Origin of the sequence: Bordetella genomosp. 9, from assembly GCF_002261425.1 — a bacterium.
Taxonomy (GTDB): domain Bacteria; phylum Pseudomonadota; class Gammaproteobacteria; order Burkholderiales; family Burkholderiaceae_B; genus Bordetella_C.
In genome coordinates, this window is record NZ_NEVJ01000003.1 from 749078 (window position 1) to 765169 (window position 16092).

The window sequence follows — 16092 nt, forward strand, 5'->3', positions numbered from 1 at the left end:
TCGCCCGCATTGCGCGGGCCCGCGTACTTACCCTGACTTGCGGCTAAAGTTAACGGTGTTATCATCCGCCATAGTTAATGCTGTTAACTTTAAAACGCCGGCGGCCCGCCACCCTGCATGGCCCACCGCCACCCGGAGACACCGTATGGAAGATATCGTCCACAGGGAAGTACGCGGCAACGTCGCCGTGCTGACCATGAATTACCGTCCCTACAACCTGTCCGGCCCGACCCTGAGCGGCGCGCTGATGGCCAGGCTGCGCGAGGCGGTCGACCAGGGCCAGCGCGCCGTGCTGCTGCGCAGCGGCCTGCGCCATTTCTCCGCCGGCGCGGACGTCGACCTGTTCGACGAACGCATCGAACGCGAAGGCCGCGCGCGCCTCGACCCGATCGAGGTGCTGAGCACGTTCGAGACCCTGCCCATCCCCATCGTCGTCGCCGTGCATGGCGTCTGCCTGGGCGGCGGGTTGGAACTGGCGCTGGCCTGCGATTACATCGTCGCCGCGCAGTCGTCCAAGATAGGTTCCGTCGAAGTCGCCCTGGGATTGCATCCCCTGATGGGCGGCATCCAGCGCCAGGTGCAGCGCCTGGGCATGGCGCGCGCCAAGGAAATGTCCATGCTGGGCCGCCGCTACGACGCCGCGACGCTGGAGCGCTGGGGCCTGATCAACCTGGTGGTCGCCGACGACGAACTCGAATCGGCATCGCTGGCCATCGCGCAGGAACTGGCCAACGGCCCCACCGTCGCCCACGCCGCCACCAAGCAGCTGGCGCGGATCGCCGCCAACGACGGCATCGAAGCGGCCGATCGCGCCATGTTCGAGGAGCAGAAAGGCATATGGGCCTCGCAGGACCTGAAAGAAGGCCTGAAGTCCTTCCGCGCCAACGGCCCCGGGCTGGCCATCTTCGAGGGGAAATGACATGACGGGTCCACTCTCCGGCCTGAAGGTCGTCGATTTCTCGCGCGTGCTGGCCGGCCCCCTGTGCGGCCGCACGCTGGCCGACCTGGGCGCCGACGTGATCAAGATCGAGCCGCCGCGCCCTGACGTCTCGCGCGGCGCCGTACCATCGGGCAGCGGCATGTCCGGCTACTACGCGCAGCAGAACATCGGCAAACGCAACATCAGCGTGGATCTGAACGTGCCGGGCGCTTCCGAGCTGATCGCCCGCCTGTGCGACGACGCCGACATCGTGGTGGAGAACTTCCGCGCCGGCACGCTCAAGTTCTTCGGGCTGGACTACGAATCGCTGTCCAAGCGCAATCCGCGCCTGATCTACGTATCGATCACCGGCTATGGCCAGGGCGGGCCGTGGGCCTCGCGCATGGCCTATGCCCCGACGGTGCAGGCCGAATCCGGCTTCACCCACAATTCGCTGCGCCACTTCGGCGCCAACCTCACGCGGGAACAGACCGACGCGCTGTCGCATGCCGACGTGTACGCCGGCCTGCAGGCCACCATCGCGGTGCTCGCCGCCCTGGCCAAGCGCGAGAAAACGGGTCGCGGGCAGTACATCGACGTCGCCATGGCGGCGGTCCTGCTGTCGACCAACGAACGGGCGCACCTGGATATCGAAGGCGTGGATACGGGCGCCGAACCTGGCATCCTGGGCGCGACTGACGGTCCCTTCTTCACCGGCCCCGCCGGCGAACGCTTCGTCGCGGCGCAGAGCCTGGTCGGCAGCCTGACCTTTCCGAATTATCTGCGCGCCATGCGCCGGCCGGACCTGGCGCGCGACCCGCGTTTCGCCACGCCGGAGCTGCGCCGGCAGAACTATGCGGAGCTGCACGCCCTGATCCAGACCTGGATCCTGACCTTCCGCGACCTGGGCGCGCTCGACGCCCAGCTGGACGAATCCAAGATCGCCATCGGACAGGTGCGGTCGACCAAGGAGCTGTGCGAATCCGAGTGGGGCGAGTACTGGGGCGCCGTGCGCACCGTATCCGATCGCCGCGGCGGCAGCTACAAGCTGCATGGCCATCCCTGGCGGTTTTCCGATGACGACCTGCCGGCCGAACCGCGCGAGCCGGCCTTCCGCGGCGAACACAATGCCGAGGTCCTGGCGATGATGGGCCTGGACGATGGCCAGATACGCGAATACGCCCAGCGCGGCATGTTCCTGGCCGACCCGGCACTGTCCCCACCGCCGCCGCCCATGCCGCCGGATGCCCCGGTCCGGCTGGTACAAGGCGCCAAGGCCGCATAAAACAACGACACTGGAGGAGACAACCATGATGAAGCACACGATGCGGGCGGCCCTGGCCGCCGTCGCCCTGGCGGCCCTGGCCAGCCAACCCGCCGCGGCCGCCGACGCCCCGCACTGCGCCGCCATCCGGCTCTACGTGCCCTACGCGGCGGGCGGCGGCACCGATGTCTCGGCGCGCCTGATCGGCAGCAAGCTGGGCACCGAACTGAAGATCCCCGTCATTATCGAAAACCGCCCTGGCGCGAAATCGGTCATCGCCTATCAGGCCCTGCTGCGCGACCCACCGGATGGCTGCGCCTATCTATACGACAATTCCTCTCACAGCCTGCAGGCGGTGTACAAGGGCCTGCCCTACGACCCGGCCAAGGACTTCCGGCCCGTCGCCATGGTGGCCACCGCGCCCAATGTCTTCGTCGTCAATCCGAACTTCCCGGCCAAGACCATGAAAGAGTTCATCGCCTATGCCAAGGCCCATCCCGGCAAGGTGACCTACGCGTCCTTCGGCGTGGGCAGCACGTCCCACCTGAGCGGCGAGGTCCTGAACTCCGCCGCCGGCATCAACATGGTCCATGTGCCATATCGCGGCTCGGCGCCCGCGGTGGCGGACCTGATGGGCGGCAATGTGCAGGCCATTTTCGTCGACCCGCTGACCGCCAAGCCCTTGATGGACACCGGCAAGGTGCGCGGGCTTGCCGTGATCGGCGCGCAACGCGTGCCGTCTTCGCCCGACCTGCCTTCCATGGGTGAACTGGGCATCGACGACCTGTCCGTGCCGGGCTGGTGGGGCGTATTCGCCAGGGCCGGCGTTCCCGATGCCGTCATCCAGGATATGTCGCAACGCCTTGCGCGTATCGCCGCCGATCCGGAGGTGAAGGAAAAAATGGCGGCCCTGGGCGCGCAGGCCTACTCCGGCACCACCGCCGATTTCGCCGCGACCATTGCCAAGGACGCCGCGCGCTGGCAGAAAGTCGTGCGGGAAAGAAACCTGGTGCTCGAGTAGCGTCAACTGCTTGACGCCGACGTCGGTGCCGGGGTTCTGGTCATAGAAGCCCTCAGGGCTGGCGACCGCCAGCGCGCGGCACGACCGCGCCCGCGCACACGCCGAAGCCGATGCCGGCATAACCCTCGCGTTCGCAGCGGCCCCGCAGCGCGAGCTCGTCGCCGTCTTCCAGGTATCCTCGCGACTCGCCGTTTTCCAGCCGCAGCGGTAAGGTGCCGTTGGTGGTGCGCTCCAGCAGGCAGCCGCTATCGACCACATCCGCGCCCGATACCGTACCGCTGGAAATCAGGTCGCCGGGCCGCAGGTTGCAGCCATTGCTGGCGTGATGCGTCAGCATCTGGAACAGCGTCCAGTATTGGTCCGCGAAGCCGGGCCTGGCGATCACTTCCGCCGCCCTGCCCTGGCGCCGCATCGCCGCGGTCGACAGGGACACCTGCAGCTGGATGCGGATGGCGCCATCGGCCGCATGGCCGGCGGACGTCAGGGCCGGGCTGATCGCCGGCTCGTCGGCGGCCCGCGGCGGCGGCGCGGTGCGGAACGGCGCCAGCGCCTCCAGCGTCACGACCCAGGGCGACACGCTGGTCATGAAGCTTTTCGCCAGGAAAGGCCCCAGCGGCAACGCCTCCCATCGCTGCATGTCACGCGCCGACCAATCGTTGACCAGGCACAAACCGAAGACATGGCTCGCGGCATCATCCAGCGATATCGGCACGCCCAGCGCGTTGCCCGGGCCGACGAAACAGGCGACCTCGGCCTCGAAATCCAGCGCCGCGCAAGGCCGGTAGACGGGGCCCGCCGCGTCCGGCCCGGTCTGGCCGCTGGGCCGGACGCAATCGGTGCCGCTCACCACCAGGGACGACGCACGGCCGTGGTAGGCGATGGGCAGATGGCGGAAATTCGGCGCCAGCTCGCCGCCGGGACGCAGGGCGCGCGCCGCGCGGCTCGCATGGTGGATGGAAGTATAGAAATCGGTGAAATCGCCCACGAACGCCGGCAATTGCATGCGCGCGTCGGACACCGGCAGCAGGCATTCCTCCGCCAACGCCGGTGTGGGATTGCGTGTCGACAAAAGTTCGAAGACCGCGCGCCGCAGCCGCGAACTGGCCGCCTGCCCCAAGGCCATCAGCGCGTTCAGGCGCGGCTCGCGGATGGCGTGGGCGGTGGCGTCGTCGACGTCCAGCAAGCCGCGGTCGCGCGCCGCCGCCAGGTCGAGCACGCAATCGCCGATCGCGACGCCGATGCGCGGCGCCGCGTTGTCCCGTGTCGCGTAGACCCCCAGTGGCAGGTTCTGCAAGGGGAAGTCCGTACCGGGGTGATTGGCGCTGTCGACCCAGCTGCGCCGGTCGGGATCATGGGTCTGGTTCAGTTGCATGGCGGGCTCCCCGCTATCGGACGCCCCGGCGTCGAGGGATAGCGACGAGCAATGATAACACCGTTAACTTTGAAGCGGGATGGCGGCGTTGCCTAGCGCAGCAATCCTCGCCGCGCCAGGTTGGCGTACAGCGCGCGCACGCCGAACGTCCAGGGTGGGATCTCCGTGCATTTCTCAACGGTGTTGAGCAGCTTGCCCAGCCCGGGCGATGCAATCGTGACGCGATCCCCCGACTTGTGGGTGAATCCGCTGCCCGGGGTGCCCCGATCCTGGATGGGAGAAAACATGGTGCCCAGGAACAGCATCAAGCCATCCGGATACTGGTGATGCCGGCCGTAGGTCTGCGCCACCAGCTCCAGCGGATCGCGGCTGATTTCCCGCATGTGGCTGACGCCGTTCAGCACGAAGCCGTCGTCACGCCCTTCGATCAGCAGCGACACGCTGTCGTCGCGCACGTCGTCGATGCCGTAGTGCGCGTCGAACAGCCGGATGAAGGGACCGATGGCGCAGGAGCCGTTGTTGTCCTTGGCCTTGCCCAGCAGCAAGGCGCTGCGGCCTTCGATGTCGCGCAGGTTGACGTCGTTGCCCAGCGCCGCGCCCACGGTTTCGCCGCGGCTGTTCACCGCCAGCACGATTTCCGGTTCGGGATTGTTCCACTCGGAGGCCGGCAGCAACCCGACTTCGGCGCCGAAACCCACCGCCGACATGGGCTGTGATTTGGAAAACACTTCGGCGTCGGTGCCGATACCGACTTCCATGTACTGCGACCAGGCGCCCTTGGCGATCAAGGTTTCCTTCAGGCGCAGCGCCCCTTCCGAGCCGGGCTTGATGGCGCGCAGGTCGGTGCCCAGGGTTTCCTGCAGGTTCGCGCGCATGGCCTGCGCCGCGCCCGGGTCGCCGCCCGCGCGCTCTTCGATCAGCCGTTCCAGCAGGCTGACCGCGAAGGTGACGCCGCAGGCCTTGATCGCCTGCACGTCGCAGGGCGCCAGCAAGGTCATGGCCGACGGCGACGCCGCGGCGTCGCCGCCGCCATGGCGGATACTGGCCTGCAGCAGCGGGCCGACCGGTCCCAGCGATTCGCCGGGCGCGGAGCGGGCGATGTCGGCCGGATCCGGATGATCCAGCAGATCGGCCATGGTGGGCACCGTGGCCGTGATATCGAATACCAGCCCGTTGCGCACGGCCACGATGCTGGGGCCGTCGATCGGCGCGGGACGCCAGACCCGGCCCACCAGGGTGGCGCGGGCCGCGTCACTCGGCAGAAAGTCCTGGCTGTTGTTGTCGTTGGTCATGATGTGCGTTCTCCTCCTACCGTGAAGTCGCCGAAGCTTATCGGCTACGGCGCTCCCGTGTCCATGCCTGCGCGCCGGCTGGTCCACGCTTGCGCCTTTCTCCGAAAAGCCGATCTCGCACTGGCCGCCTGAAATCCTCGCCTTATTGCAGAGCAGCCCACTGCAATAGTATGCAATCAAGTACAATTTCAGAATGTAAGTCGGCGCTAATTACCTCGAAGGCAACTGGTAATTTATTGAAGTCAATTGCGCTGTTTAGTGGCGTCTCAGCAGCAATTTGTTGTCAATTGCGATCCCGATCGGTGACAAATTATCGGCCAAGCGACCCACTCATATCGACAAGGGCGCCAGCCGCCGCGGGACCAGCATAAAAAGGTGAACTGGCGTGGCGCCTATCGATCGCCAGGAGACAGCCATGAAGCCCGTGCGCAAAGCCGCGACCGTCCTGGTCGCCTGCCTTTATTCCGTCGCTCCGGCCGCGAGCATCGCCGCCGTTTACACCAACGGCACCGCAACGGCGAATTTCGCGGTCACCCTGACCATCGCGGCGAATTGCACCATTGCCGCCACCCCCCTGAATTTCGGCTCGACCGGCGTCCTGGCCGCCGCGGTCAACCAGACCACCACGCTCAGCGTGACCTGTACCAACACCACGCCCTACAACATCGGGCTGGACGCCGGCACGGTGACCGGGTCCTCGGTGGCGGCTCGCCTGCTGGCTGGGACCCGGACCGGCAATACCGCCACCACCGTGGGATTCCAGCTGTACCAGAACGCTGGACGCACCACGGTGTGGGGTAACACGCAAAGCACCGACACGGTGGCCGGTACAGGGACCGGAACGGCGCAGACACTGACTGTTTATGGGCAGGTACCGGCACAGGCGACACCGGCGCCGGATACTTACCAGACCACGGTCACCGCGACGGTGTACTTCTAGGTCGCCCCGCGATGCGGTCCTTGTTCAGCTTCGCCAACGTCGGTTCCACGTCCATGCTCTCGAGCGCCACGCGGCTTCGGGTCGTCTGGCCCCGCATCGCCTGCCTGCTGTCGGCGTGCCTTCTGTCCGCGGTCATGCCAGCCCGCGCGGCGAACCTGCAGATATCGCCGATCACGGTAAGCCTGGGACCCGACGAGACGGCCACGGCGCTCACGCTGGTCAATGAAGGCGACCAGCCCCTGTACGGACAGGTACGCGCCTTCGACTGGGATCAAGCCAACGGCGAAGACGTGCTCACGCCGGCTCGCGACCTGATCGCCAGCCCGCCGTTGATCGAAATCGCACCCGGGGCCCAGCAGATCATCCGGCTATTGCGCACCGCGCCCGGACCGGTCGCCTCGGAACATTCGTATCGCGTGCTGGTGGACGAAATAGCGCCGCCCGACCAGGCGCAGGCCAGCGGTGTGACGGTCAGGCTGCGCTACTCCATTCCAGTGTTCGTCGGCAGCAGCGCGGACGGGCAGCCGGCACTGAGCTGGTCGCTTCGCAAGCAGGCGGACGGCTGGTCGCTCGAGGCCATCAACAGCGGCACGCGGCGGGCGCAGATCAGCGCCGTGCAACTGAGCAGCGGCGGCCGCACGTATGACATCAATAACGGTTTGCTGGGCTATGCACTGGCTGGGCGAGCGCGACGCTGGTATCTGCCGCTGGACGGCGGCGCCGCATTGTCCAACCCCGTGCGGTTGCGCGCGCGCGTCAATGCCAACCCGGTGGAAGCCAGCGTAAACACGACCTCCGCGCGTTGACGTGCCGGCCCGGCTGATGCCCGCGTCCGGTTCCCGCGTCGACGCGCGCCGGCGGTGGGAGCGATGGCTGCCCTGTCTGCTCGGCGGCGCCTGCCTGGCACTATGCATCCCGGCGCGCGCCCAATCGCCGTCCTCGCCGGCGGCACACGAGGTCTATCTTTCCGTGAATATCAACGGTCAGGCCACCACGCTCATATCGCGCTTCCGCGAGTTGAACGGCCATCTGTTCATCAGCCCCGGGGACCTTGCCAGCCTGGGCCTGAAAACCGGATCGGCGGCGCCGCTGCCCGACCGCGACATCGCGCTGGACGCGATCGCGGGAATACGCTACCGCTACAACCCGGGACAGCAAACCGTGGACATCGAGGCGCCGAATCGCCTGCTCAAGGCCTATAGCCTGGATACGCGAGGCCTGGAGCCGGCCGCGCCAGCGGCGTCGGGCACCGGCCTTCTGCTCAACTACGATGCCTATGGCCAGACCGGCACCAACGACAGTCTCGCGGTGTGGAGCGAAGAGCGCTATTTCGGTCCATCCGGCGTCTTGAGCAATACCGGGATCGCCTATCTGTACGGCCCGTATCGCGATTACGTCCGCTACGACACCTCGTGGTCGCATTCGGACCCCGCCACCCTGCGCACGACCCAGTTTGGCGACACCATCTCGTCATCATTGCCCTGGTCCCGCTCGGTGCGCATGGGCGGCCTGCAGTGGAGGCGGAACTTCGGCCTTCGGCCCGACCTGGTCACCTTCCCGTTGCCCGCGTTGAGCGGCACGGCGGTAGTTCCTTCGGCCATCGACGTCTATATCAACAACATCCGCCAGTACTCCGGCAACGTGCCGGGCGGTCCCTTCGTCGTGAACAACGTACCCGGCATCACGGGTGCCGGCGTGGCCAGCATCGTCACCCGGGACGCCCTGGGACGTCCGGTATCGACATCGCTGCCGATCTATATCGATTCGCGCCTGTTGGCGCAGGGCCTGTCCAGCTATTCCGCGGAAGCGGGATTCCTGCGCCGCGATTACGGCCTGCGCTCCTTCGACTATGACAGCTCGCCGGCGGGCAGCCTGTCAGGACGCTACGGCGTGAGCGACGCGCTGACCGTCGAAGGCCATGCCGAATCGACGCCAGGCATGTACAACGCAGGCGGGGGCGCATTGGTCCGCCTTGGCACGGACGGCGTGCTGGACGGTTCGCTTTCCGTCAGCGCGGGCCGCCAGGAGGGCGCCCAGGCCGGCGTCGGCTACCAGTACATCCGGCCGGATTTTTCCTTCGACATCCGCACGCTGCGCAAAATCGGCAATTACGGCGACCTCGCGTCCAGCGACGGCACGCCCACACCGGACGTCGATGATCGCATCACGTTCTCGATACCGATCGGCAAGCGCCAGACTGTGTCGTTGAGTTATATCGGCCTTGCCTATCCGGGCGTGAGCAAGTCCGACATAGGCTCGATCTCGTACGCCGTGAACCTGGGCCAACAGATCACGTTCAATGTCAACGCCTTCCAGGACTTCAGTGATGCCACGAATACGGGAGTGTTCCTGAGCCTGAGCATCGGCCTGGGCGACAACACGGTGGCCAGCCTCAATGCCGGCGAACAGAACGGCCGTTCCACCTATACCGCTGGCGCCGTGCGCACGCCCGACTACGGTGGAGGCTGGGGCTGGGGGGCGCAGGCCGGCAGCACCGGGGCCATCGATTACCAGCAAGGCTGGGGGCAATACCTGGGACGATATGGACAGGTCACGGCCACCGCGCAGAACCTGGGCGGCCGCAGCGATGCGTCGCTGGACCTGAATGGCGGGGTCGTCCTGATGGGCGGCCACGTGGAGGCATCGCGCCAGATCTACGACGGCTTCGCGCTCGTTTCCACCGATGGGATCGGCGGCGTGCCTGTATTGAGCCAGAACCGCGTGATCGGCGCCACCAGCAGTGACGGCTACCTGCTGGTCCCCAATCTCAACGGCTATCAGAACAACCAGATCGCCATCGACAGCCTGAAGCTGCCGCCCGACACCCGCGTGGAGGCCACCGAAATGGACGTGGTGCCGCAGGCGCTTTCGGGCGTCACCGCCAGGTTCGCGCTGAGCCGGTATTCGGCTGCGTCCATCGTGCTGCGCGATCAGGACGGCAAGCCGCTACCCGTCGGCACGCGCGTGCATCACGACCAAGGCGGCCAGGACACCATCGTCGGCTATGACGGGATCACCTTTGTCGACCACCTGCGGTCCGACAACAGCCTGCGGCTGCAGGGCAAGCAATTCCAATGCGAGGTGCGCTTCGCTTACCGGCGCCCGGCCGACGGCTCGCTGCCCACCATCGGCCCGCTCACTTGCGTCCGGCGCCCCAGGATGTCGCCATGAGCCGCCTGCCCTTGCTGCTGTGCGCGATCGTGGCGCTGTGCACATATAACGCGTCGGCCGACGCGCAGACATGCTCGGCGGCGATGACGCCCATCACGTTTCCGGCCGTCAGCCCGATACGCGGCGCCCCGGTCAGCACAACCGCGACCCTCACGGTAACGTGCAACTGGACGTTGGTGAGCCTTGCGCCAAACGCGCTGGTATGCGTCAACCTGGGCACCGGCAGCGCGTCGATCAGCCAGAACCCTCGTACCTTGGGCAATGGCGCCAACCGCCTGCAATACCGCGTGGCGGGCAATACCGCCTACAGTCCGTTATGGGGCTCGACGGCGACGTCCACGACACCGATCTCGGTGACGCTCGCCAAGCCTGCCTTGGGTACCAGCGCGTCGGCTAACGTAACGGTGAACGCACAGGTGTTGGGGAACCAGTTCACGGTGCCCACCGTCAACAATGCCACCACCGCCTACACCGAAAGCTTCGGCGGCACTGCAACGGTGAACTACGGTTATTACCTGCTGGGCGCACCCACCTGCGCGTCGCTGGCCGCGGGCGGCACCTTCACGCCGACGATCACCGCCAACGTCATCAACGACTGCACGATATCCGCCACGCCGATGAATTTCGGTACGCAAGGTCTCTTGGACCGCCAGGTCGACGCGGTCAGCACGCTCAACGTGCAATGCACCAACAGCGACGCGTATCGGATTGCCTTGAATGGCGGCAACAACGGCACGGTCACCAACCGCCGGATGCTGCGCGCCGGAGGCACGCAGACGGTGGACTACCAGCTCTATACCGACAGCAGCCGATCGATTCCTTGGGGGGATGGCACGGCAGGCACGGCCATGGTCGAGAATACAGGGACGGGCGCGAGCCAGTCCGTGACGGTGTATGGACGCGTCCGAGCGCAGACAAGCCCAGTGCCGGGCGCCTATGCGGATACCGTCACTGCGACCATCTACTTTTGACCAGGCGCCGGGGCCTGTCAGAACGTGACGACCCAGAACTGCCGCCTCGCGTTCGGGCTCGGCGCGGCGGGCCCTTCTTCGCGTCCGGTGCCGGCATCGGCGATCACAGGCGCATCGTCGACGAGCAAAACATTCGCGGGCTCATCGTGCAGGCAGGAAATGCTGGGCGCCGCCGCGGCGGAAAATTCGGCCGCGCTGCGCACGTTGCACTGGGTCGATATGGTGAACTGCACCGACATGCTCGCCAGCGTGGTCGCACCCGCGCCGACCAGCAAGCCCGCGCCCAGGCCGAACAGGAAGGCGCCTGCGGCGAGGCGGCGCGCGAGGAACTGCATGATCTGGGGCATCGGGATGGTTGGACGGCGTTGGGGCGGGACGAATCGCCATTATCCCAGAATACTTATGTTACAAATCGCCGCGATGGACACGGGCTGCGTTACTAGGCCATCAGGTCCAGCGCGTCGTCGCGCGCGTCCACTACGGTCAATATGGACAGGAAACCGCTGATGTCGAAGACTTCGCGGACGTGCGGCTGGATGCTGCACAGCGCCAGCGCCCCGCCCTTCTGCTTCAGCCGCTTGGCGGCCAGCAGCATGACGCGCAGGCCGGCGCTGGAGATGTAATCCAGGCTGGACAGGTCCAGCACCACTTTGTTTTCGCCATTGTCGATCTGGCGCAGCAATTCCGATTCGACCGCCGCGGCGTTGGCGCTGTTGATCTGGCCTTGCGGCGACACCACGAGCGCGGGACCGACCTTTTCGATTGCAAGAGTCATGGATTGCACTTCCTGGATGGATAATCGCGTGATGGACGCCGTGCGCCGGCTTGCCGCGGATTGTGCGGAATCATACGCGAGCGCACGCTGCGCGGATATGTCCGCGCCACGGGTCTGGATTACGGCTTACGGCGGGCTTGGTGCATACTGGCGCCTGCCTATCCACGTCGATATCGCCATGGCCAACCCTTCCGATATGCTGCGGCTCGTGCCCGGCCACGATACCGTCGGGCCTGCCATGCAATGGCTGGAGGCGATCGCCGAACGCGAGTCCTGGCCCGAGCGCAGCCGCTTCGCGTTGACGCTCAGCATGGACGAAGCGTTGACCAATGTGCTGTCGTACGCGTTCGGCGCGAGCGCGGCGAACGCCGGCACGGATGCGGCGGCCACGGCCGCGGACGCCGCGGACGCCAAGGACGTCCGGACGGGTCCGGCGTCCGCCGCCGCGCCGGCGGTGGTGCTGGCCTACCGCCGCCTGGGCGACGACCTGTGCCTGGAGATCGCCGACAATGGCCGGCCCTACGATCCGACGGCGTGGTCGCCGGCCCCGCTGGCCCGCACGCTGGACGAAGCCATGCCCGGCGGCCAGGGCCTGCGGCTCATGCGCCACTACCTGAAAGACCTGCGCTACCGGCGCGACGACGGCTGGAACCGGCTGACGCTGGTCGCCGGGCACGGTTAGCGCCATGGACGGCAACGCCATCGGTCTGCGCGTGCATGCCCGGGTGGACGCCGCCGCGATCGCCCACAACCTGGCCGCGCTGCGCGCAAGGCTGGGACCGGCATCGGCGACGCGCATCTGGGCCACGGTCAAGGCCGACGCCTACGGACACGGCCTGCATCGCGTCCTGCCCGGCCTGGCCGGCGCCGACGGCCTGGCGGTCAGCCAGCTGGCCGACGCGCGCGCCTGCCGCGCCGCCGGCTGGAACGGCCCCCTGCTGGTCCTCGGCGGACTGCTGGACGCGGAGGAAGCACAACGCCTGGCCTTGCCGGACTTGCACCTGGCCTTGTCGCACGACAGGCACATCGACTGGCTGGCCGGCGTCCCTTCCTGCGCCGCGCCGCCCTGGATCTGGCTGCGCTACGCGGGCGATATCGGATACACGGGCTTCGATGACGCCGGATATGCCGAGGCCTATCGGCGTTGCGCGGTACTGGCGCGCCAGGGCCGCATCGCGGGCATCGGCCATTTGAATCACTACGGCCGCGCGGAACAGCCCGATGGCATCGCGCAGGCCGACGCGCGTTTCCAGGCCCTGATACGCGATCTGCCGGGTCCGCGCAGCTTCTGCAATTCGGCGGCGCTGCTGCGCCATCCGGACGCCGCGCGATCGACCGATTGGGTCCGCCCAGGCATCGCGTTGTATGGCGCCAGCCCGCTGCCCGATATCGACGGACCGGCGCTGGGGCTCATACCGGCGATGTCGCTGCATACACGCATCATCGGTATCCGCGACGTCGCCCGGGGAGAACGGCTCGGCTACAACGGCAACATCGTCGCGGCCGCGCCCATGCGCGTGGGCATGGTGGCCAGCGGCTATGGCGACGGCTATCCGCGCCGCGTGCCCGCGGGCACGCCGGTGCTGGTCGACGGCCATACCGCGGCCATGCTGGGCGCGGTGACGATGGACCTGATCCCGGTCGACCTGACCGGCCTGCCGCCGGTCGCCATCGGCGCGCCCGTCGTGCTATGGGGCACGCCCGAGCTGCCGGTCGAAAAGGTGGCGCGGCATATGGGCACGATCGCGGCGGAACTCCTGACGTCGCTGACGCCACGCGTCCCCGTCATACCGGTGCCAATGGCCGAGCCGGACGACCTGGAGCAAAAATCAAAAATATCAGGGTCGCCGCCAGATAGACCACGCCGGTAATGGCCAGGCTGGCGCCCATGCCGGCGGTGCCGAACAGCGCGCCCACCATCAGCGGACCGGCCATCTGCCCCAGCTTGTCGGCCGCGCGCATGACGCTGGTCGCGCCGGCCGCGCCGTAATCCTGGACGTCAGGCAGCGCCAGCATGTACGGCGACTGCGAGGCGCCGGCAAAACAGCTGGCCAGCGCCAGCAACAAGACGGCGAGCGCCGCGGCCGGCAGGCCGCTGTTGAAGTACAGCCCCAGCATGCCGACGCTGCCGATCAGGCCGCCGAGCACGATCCAGCCTTTTTTCGACGGCGACCGGTCGACCAGCCGGCCCATCATGGGCCCGATGTAGATAACGCATAAGCCATAGATCATCAGTACCCGGCCGATACTGGACGCCGCCACGCCGGCGGCCTCCAGGTAGAGCGGCAGCGCGAAGGACAGCAGGCCGACCTGCGCGATGGAAAACGGGATGACGCTGCCCAGGAGCAGCAGGCCGAAATCGCGCGTGAGGACCAGCCGCGCGGCGCGCGCCACGGGCCGGGGCGGGTCCGCACGGACCGACAAGGGAGCGCGCTGCATATACGGCCGCATCAGCACCAGGACGCCCAGGACCGGCACCATCATCATCACGGCGCTGATGCCGAACACCAGCCGGAAACCCAGCTGTTCCATCAGCATGGCGCCCACCGCGGCGCCGGTCAGGTGTCCGGCGAACAATCCCGCGATCACGCTCGTCATATTGCGTCCGCGGTACATCGGACTGCTGCGCGTGACGATGAAGCCTTGCAGGCCCATCCATGCCAATCCGTACCCCAGCCCGACCAGCCCGCGCGCGGCGGCGAACATCGGCAGATTGGCCGCCAGCGCGCAGGCCAGCATGCCGGCGAAGGATACGCCCAGCCCGATCAGCACCGGCACTTGCCAGCCCTTGCGATCCGTCAGGCGGCCGGCCAGCAATGCCGTCAACAGGCCGCATCCCATCTCCACCGAAATCGGCAGCGCCAGCAGCAGATTGGCCGGCAGTTCCAGGCCGCCCGAGGGCAGGCTGCGCGCATAGAGCGGCAGGAAACCCAGCGGCATGGCCCAGGCGAACAGGAAGCCGAACATGACCGGCCGGGCGATGCGGCCGATGTCGGAGGTATTGCGCAAGCCCGCCGGCGCGCTGTCCTCTCCTGGCATACGGAAGCCGCGATTCAGCAGCAGCGACAGCAGCAGGAGCATTTCCACCGCCGCGACCAGCGCGACCGCGACGACGGTCGCCGCATCCAGCATGCGGCTGCGCACGCCGCGCGCCAGCACATCCTCGGACAGCCGGACCACCAGGCTGCCCCGCGCCTGCGGATGCGACGCGCCCTGGCCCAGGGGCAGCACCAGCGTCAGGTCATCGGCGTTTGCCTTCGACGGCGCATCGGTTGCCGGCAGGCTGCCGCGGGCGTCGGCCCGATTGAGTGTGCGGCCATCGGCGGCGACCAGATCGATCTCGCGTATCGCGGGAAAGGTCGCGGCGAGCCGCTGGAACGGGGCTTCGATGCCGCGCAGCTTGTCCAGGTCGATGCCATAGCCCAGGATGCGATCCAGGTCGTGTTGCAGGCCGTCGGCCAGGACGGCGACATTGCCGCGCGTGACACTCAGCCAGCCTGTCCGGAAGGCGTTCACGGTATAGGCGGCATAGATGCCCTGCGCCAGTACCAGCGCAACCAGCGGTACGACGAAGCGCGACCGGCCGCCCGCCACCAGGGTATTGAGCGGCACGACGTAGCGGAAGACGGCCGCCAGCGCCAGGCCGACCGCGGCCGTCACCGCCAGCAGCACGGCCAGGTTGCGCAGCAAAATGGCATGCGCGGCGGCGCTGTCGCGCGTGGCCGACACGACCAGCGCGCCCGTCGCGTCCAGGTCCGGCACGATCGCGCCGGGCGTGGGGCTACCCGGCGCGGTTGCGTCCGGCGCGGTTGGGTCCGACGCGGTGGCGCTCGGCGCAGCGGCGCGCGCCGTCTCCGCGCCGCCACGCAGGCGCACCGCGACGGTGAGCAAGCCGTCGTCCGTGCTCATCAACGCGCCCGAGGCGCGCCGCGCGACGCCCTCCGGCAAGGGCTCGGACACGGGCTGGAACAAGGCGCGCGCCAGCGCCGCGGCGCCGGCGGGTTCGCCCACCGACGCGACTCCGCCGCCATCCGGCAGCGACACCCCCACGCCGACGATGTCGCCGGCATCGTGGGTGCCGTCGCTGAGCAATTGCCGCAGGCCGAAGAACTGCGCCAGCGGCTTACCCAGCCGCAAGCCGTTTTCGATATTGCCGGCGATCTGCTGCGCGGCGACTTCCACCCGGTCGGCCGTGGTATCCGCGATCAGCCGATTCAGGGCGGACAGGCTCAACGCGCCGATCAGCGCTTGCGCCAGCAGCAACATCGCCAGGCAGGCCAGCGTGACTTCCAGTACGGGGCGGCGGCGCAAGCCGTCCAAAACACGCTGCAGCGGCTCGCGCATCGATGATCCCAGGGCCAAAACTG

Annotated in this window: 14 protein-coding genes; 9 read left to right on the top strand and 5 right to left on the bottom strand. The window is 67.6% G+C overall.

What is annotated here, in order from left to right; translation table 11 throughout:
• Window positions 1-145 precede the first annotated feature (145 nt).
• From CAL26_RS14605 to CAL26_RS14615, 3 genes are read left to right on the top strand one after another with little or no spacing between them, the layout of a single operon-like run.
• On the top strand, window positions 146-919 hold the full coding sequence (locus CAL26_RS14605; protein ID WP_094847606.1) for an enoyl-CoA hydratase/isomerase family protein: 774 nt from the start codon (window positions 146-148) through the stop codon (window positions 917-919).
• 1 nt (window position 920) lies between these two features.
• A complete protein-coding gene (locus tag CAL26_RS14610; protein ID WP_094847607.1) occupies window positions 921-2204 on the top strand; it encodes a CaiB/BaiF CoA transferase family protein in 1284 nt (427 codons plus the stop codon).
• A gap of 25 nt (window positions 2205-2229) precedes the next feature.
• Complete coding sequence (locus CAL26_RS14615; RefSeq protein WP_179283367.1) at window positions 2230-3204, top strand: tripartite tricarboxylate transporter substrate binding protein; 975 nt, start codon at window positions 2230-2232, stop codon at window positions 3202-3204.
• Window positions 3205-3256: 52 nt separating this feature from the next.
• Here the strand turns inward: CAL26_RS14615 and fahA are convergent, their stop codons facing one another.
• Both fahA and CAL26_RS14625 read right to left on the bottom strand, forming a co-directional pair.
• The gene (gene fahA, locus CAL26_RS14620) at window positions 3257-4576 is read right to left on the bottom strand and encodes a fumarylacetoacetase (RefSeq protein WP_094847609.1); all 1320 of its coding nucleotides are present in this window, start codon (window positions 4574-4576) and stop codon (window positions 3257-3259) included.
• 92 nt (window positions 4577-4668) lie between these two features.
• Window positions 4669-5868: a fumarylacetoacetate hydrolase family protein gene (locus CAL26_RS14625; protein WP_094847610.1), complete on the bottom strand. Its 1200-nt coding sequence runs from the start codon at window positions 5866-5868 to the stop codon at window positions 4669-4671.
• Between the two features lie 415 nt (window positions 5869-6283).
• Between CAL26_RS14625 and CAL26_RS14630 the strand changes: the two genes are divergently transcribed.
• From CAL26_RS14630 to CAL26_RS14645, 4 genes are all read left to right on the top strand, one after another.
• Window positions 6284-6808 carry a Csu type fimbrial protein gene (locus CAL26_RS14630; RefSeq protein WP_094847611.1) on the top strand — a complete coding sequence of 175 codons (525 nt, stop codon included), beginning with the start codon at window positions 6284-6286 and terminating at the stop codon, window positions 6806-6808.
• Between the two features lie 11 nt (window positions 6809-6819).
• Window positions 6820-7614: a fimbrial biogenesis chaperone gene (locus CAL26_RS14635; protein WP_256988440.1), complete on the top strand. Its 795-nt coding sequence runs from the start codon at window positions 6820-6822 to the stop codon at window positions 7612-7614.
• A gap of 163 nt (window positions 7615-7777) precedes the next feature.
• Entirely contained in the window at window positions 7778-9979 is a 2202-nt protein-coding gene (locus tag CAL26_RS14640; RefSeq protein WP_256988441.1) for a fimbria/pilus outer membrane usher protein, read from the top strand.
• Window positions 9976-10950 (top strand): Csu type fimbrial protein, encoded by a 975-nt coding sequence (locus tag CAL26_RS14645; RefSeq protein ID WP_094847612.1) that lies wholly within the window; start codon window positions 9976-9978, stop codon window positions 10948-10950. The genes CAL26_RS14640 and CAL26_RS14645 overlap by 4 nt, the downstream gene beginning before the upstream one ends.
• A gap of 17 nt (window positions 10951-10967) precedes the next feature.
• Here CAL26_RS14645 and CAL26_RS14650 read toward each other — a convergent pair whose 3' ends face one another.
• A complete protein-coding gene (locus tag CAL26_RS14650) occupies window positions 10968-11297 on the bottom strand; it encodes a hypothetical protein (RefSeq protein ID WP_094847613.1) in 330 nt (109 codons plus the stop codon).
• Between the two features lie 92 nt (window positions 11298-11389).
• Complete coding sequence (locus CAL26_RS14655; RefSeq protein ID WP_094847614.1) at window positions 11390-11725, bottom strand: STAS domain-containing protein; 336 nt, start codon at window positions 11723-11725, stop codon at window positions 11390-11392.
• A gap of 178 nt (window positions 11726-11903) precedes the next feature.
• Here CAL26_RS14655 and CAL26_RS14660 point away from each other — a divergent pair, with 178 nt between their 5' ends.
• On the top strand, window positions 11904-12407 hold the full coding sequence (locus tag CAL26_RS14660; protein WP_094847615.1) for an ATP-binding protein: 504 nt from the start codon (window positions 11904-11906) through the stop codon (window positions 12405-12407).
• Between the two features lie 4 nt (window positions 12408-12411).
• On the top strand, window positions 12412-13596 hold the full coding sequence (gene alr, locus CAL26_RS14665; protein ID WP_094847616.1) for an alanine racemase: 1185 nt from the start codon (window positions 12412-12414) through the stop codon (window positions 13594-13596).
• Here the strand turns inward: alr and CAL26_RS14670 are convergent.
• Window positions 13511-16069 carry an MFS transporter gene (locus CAL26_RS14670; RefSeq protein WP_094847617.1) on the bottom strand — a complete coding sequence of 853 codons (2559 nt, stop codon included), beginning with the start codon at window positions 16067-16069 and terminating at the stop codon, window positions 13511-13513. The two genes, alr and CAL26_RS14670, sit on opposite strands and share 86 nt — an antisense overlap.
• Window positions 16070-16092 lie beyond the last annotated feature (23 nt).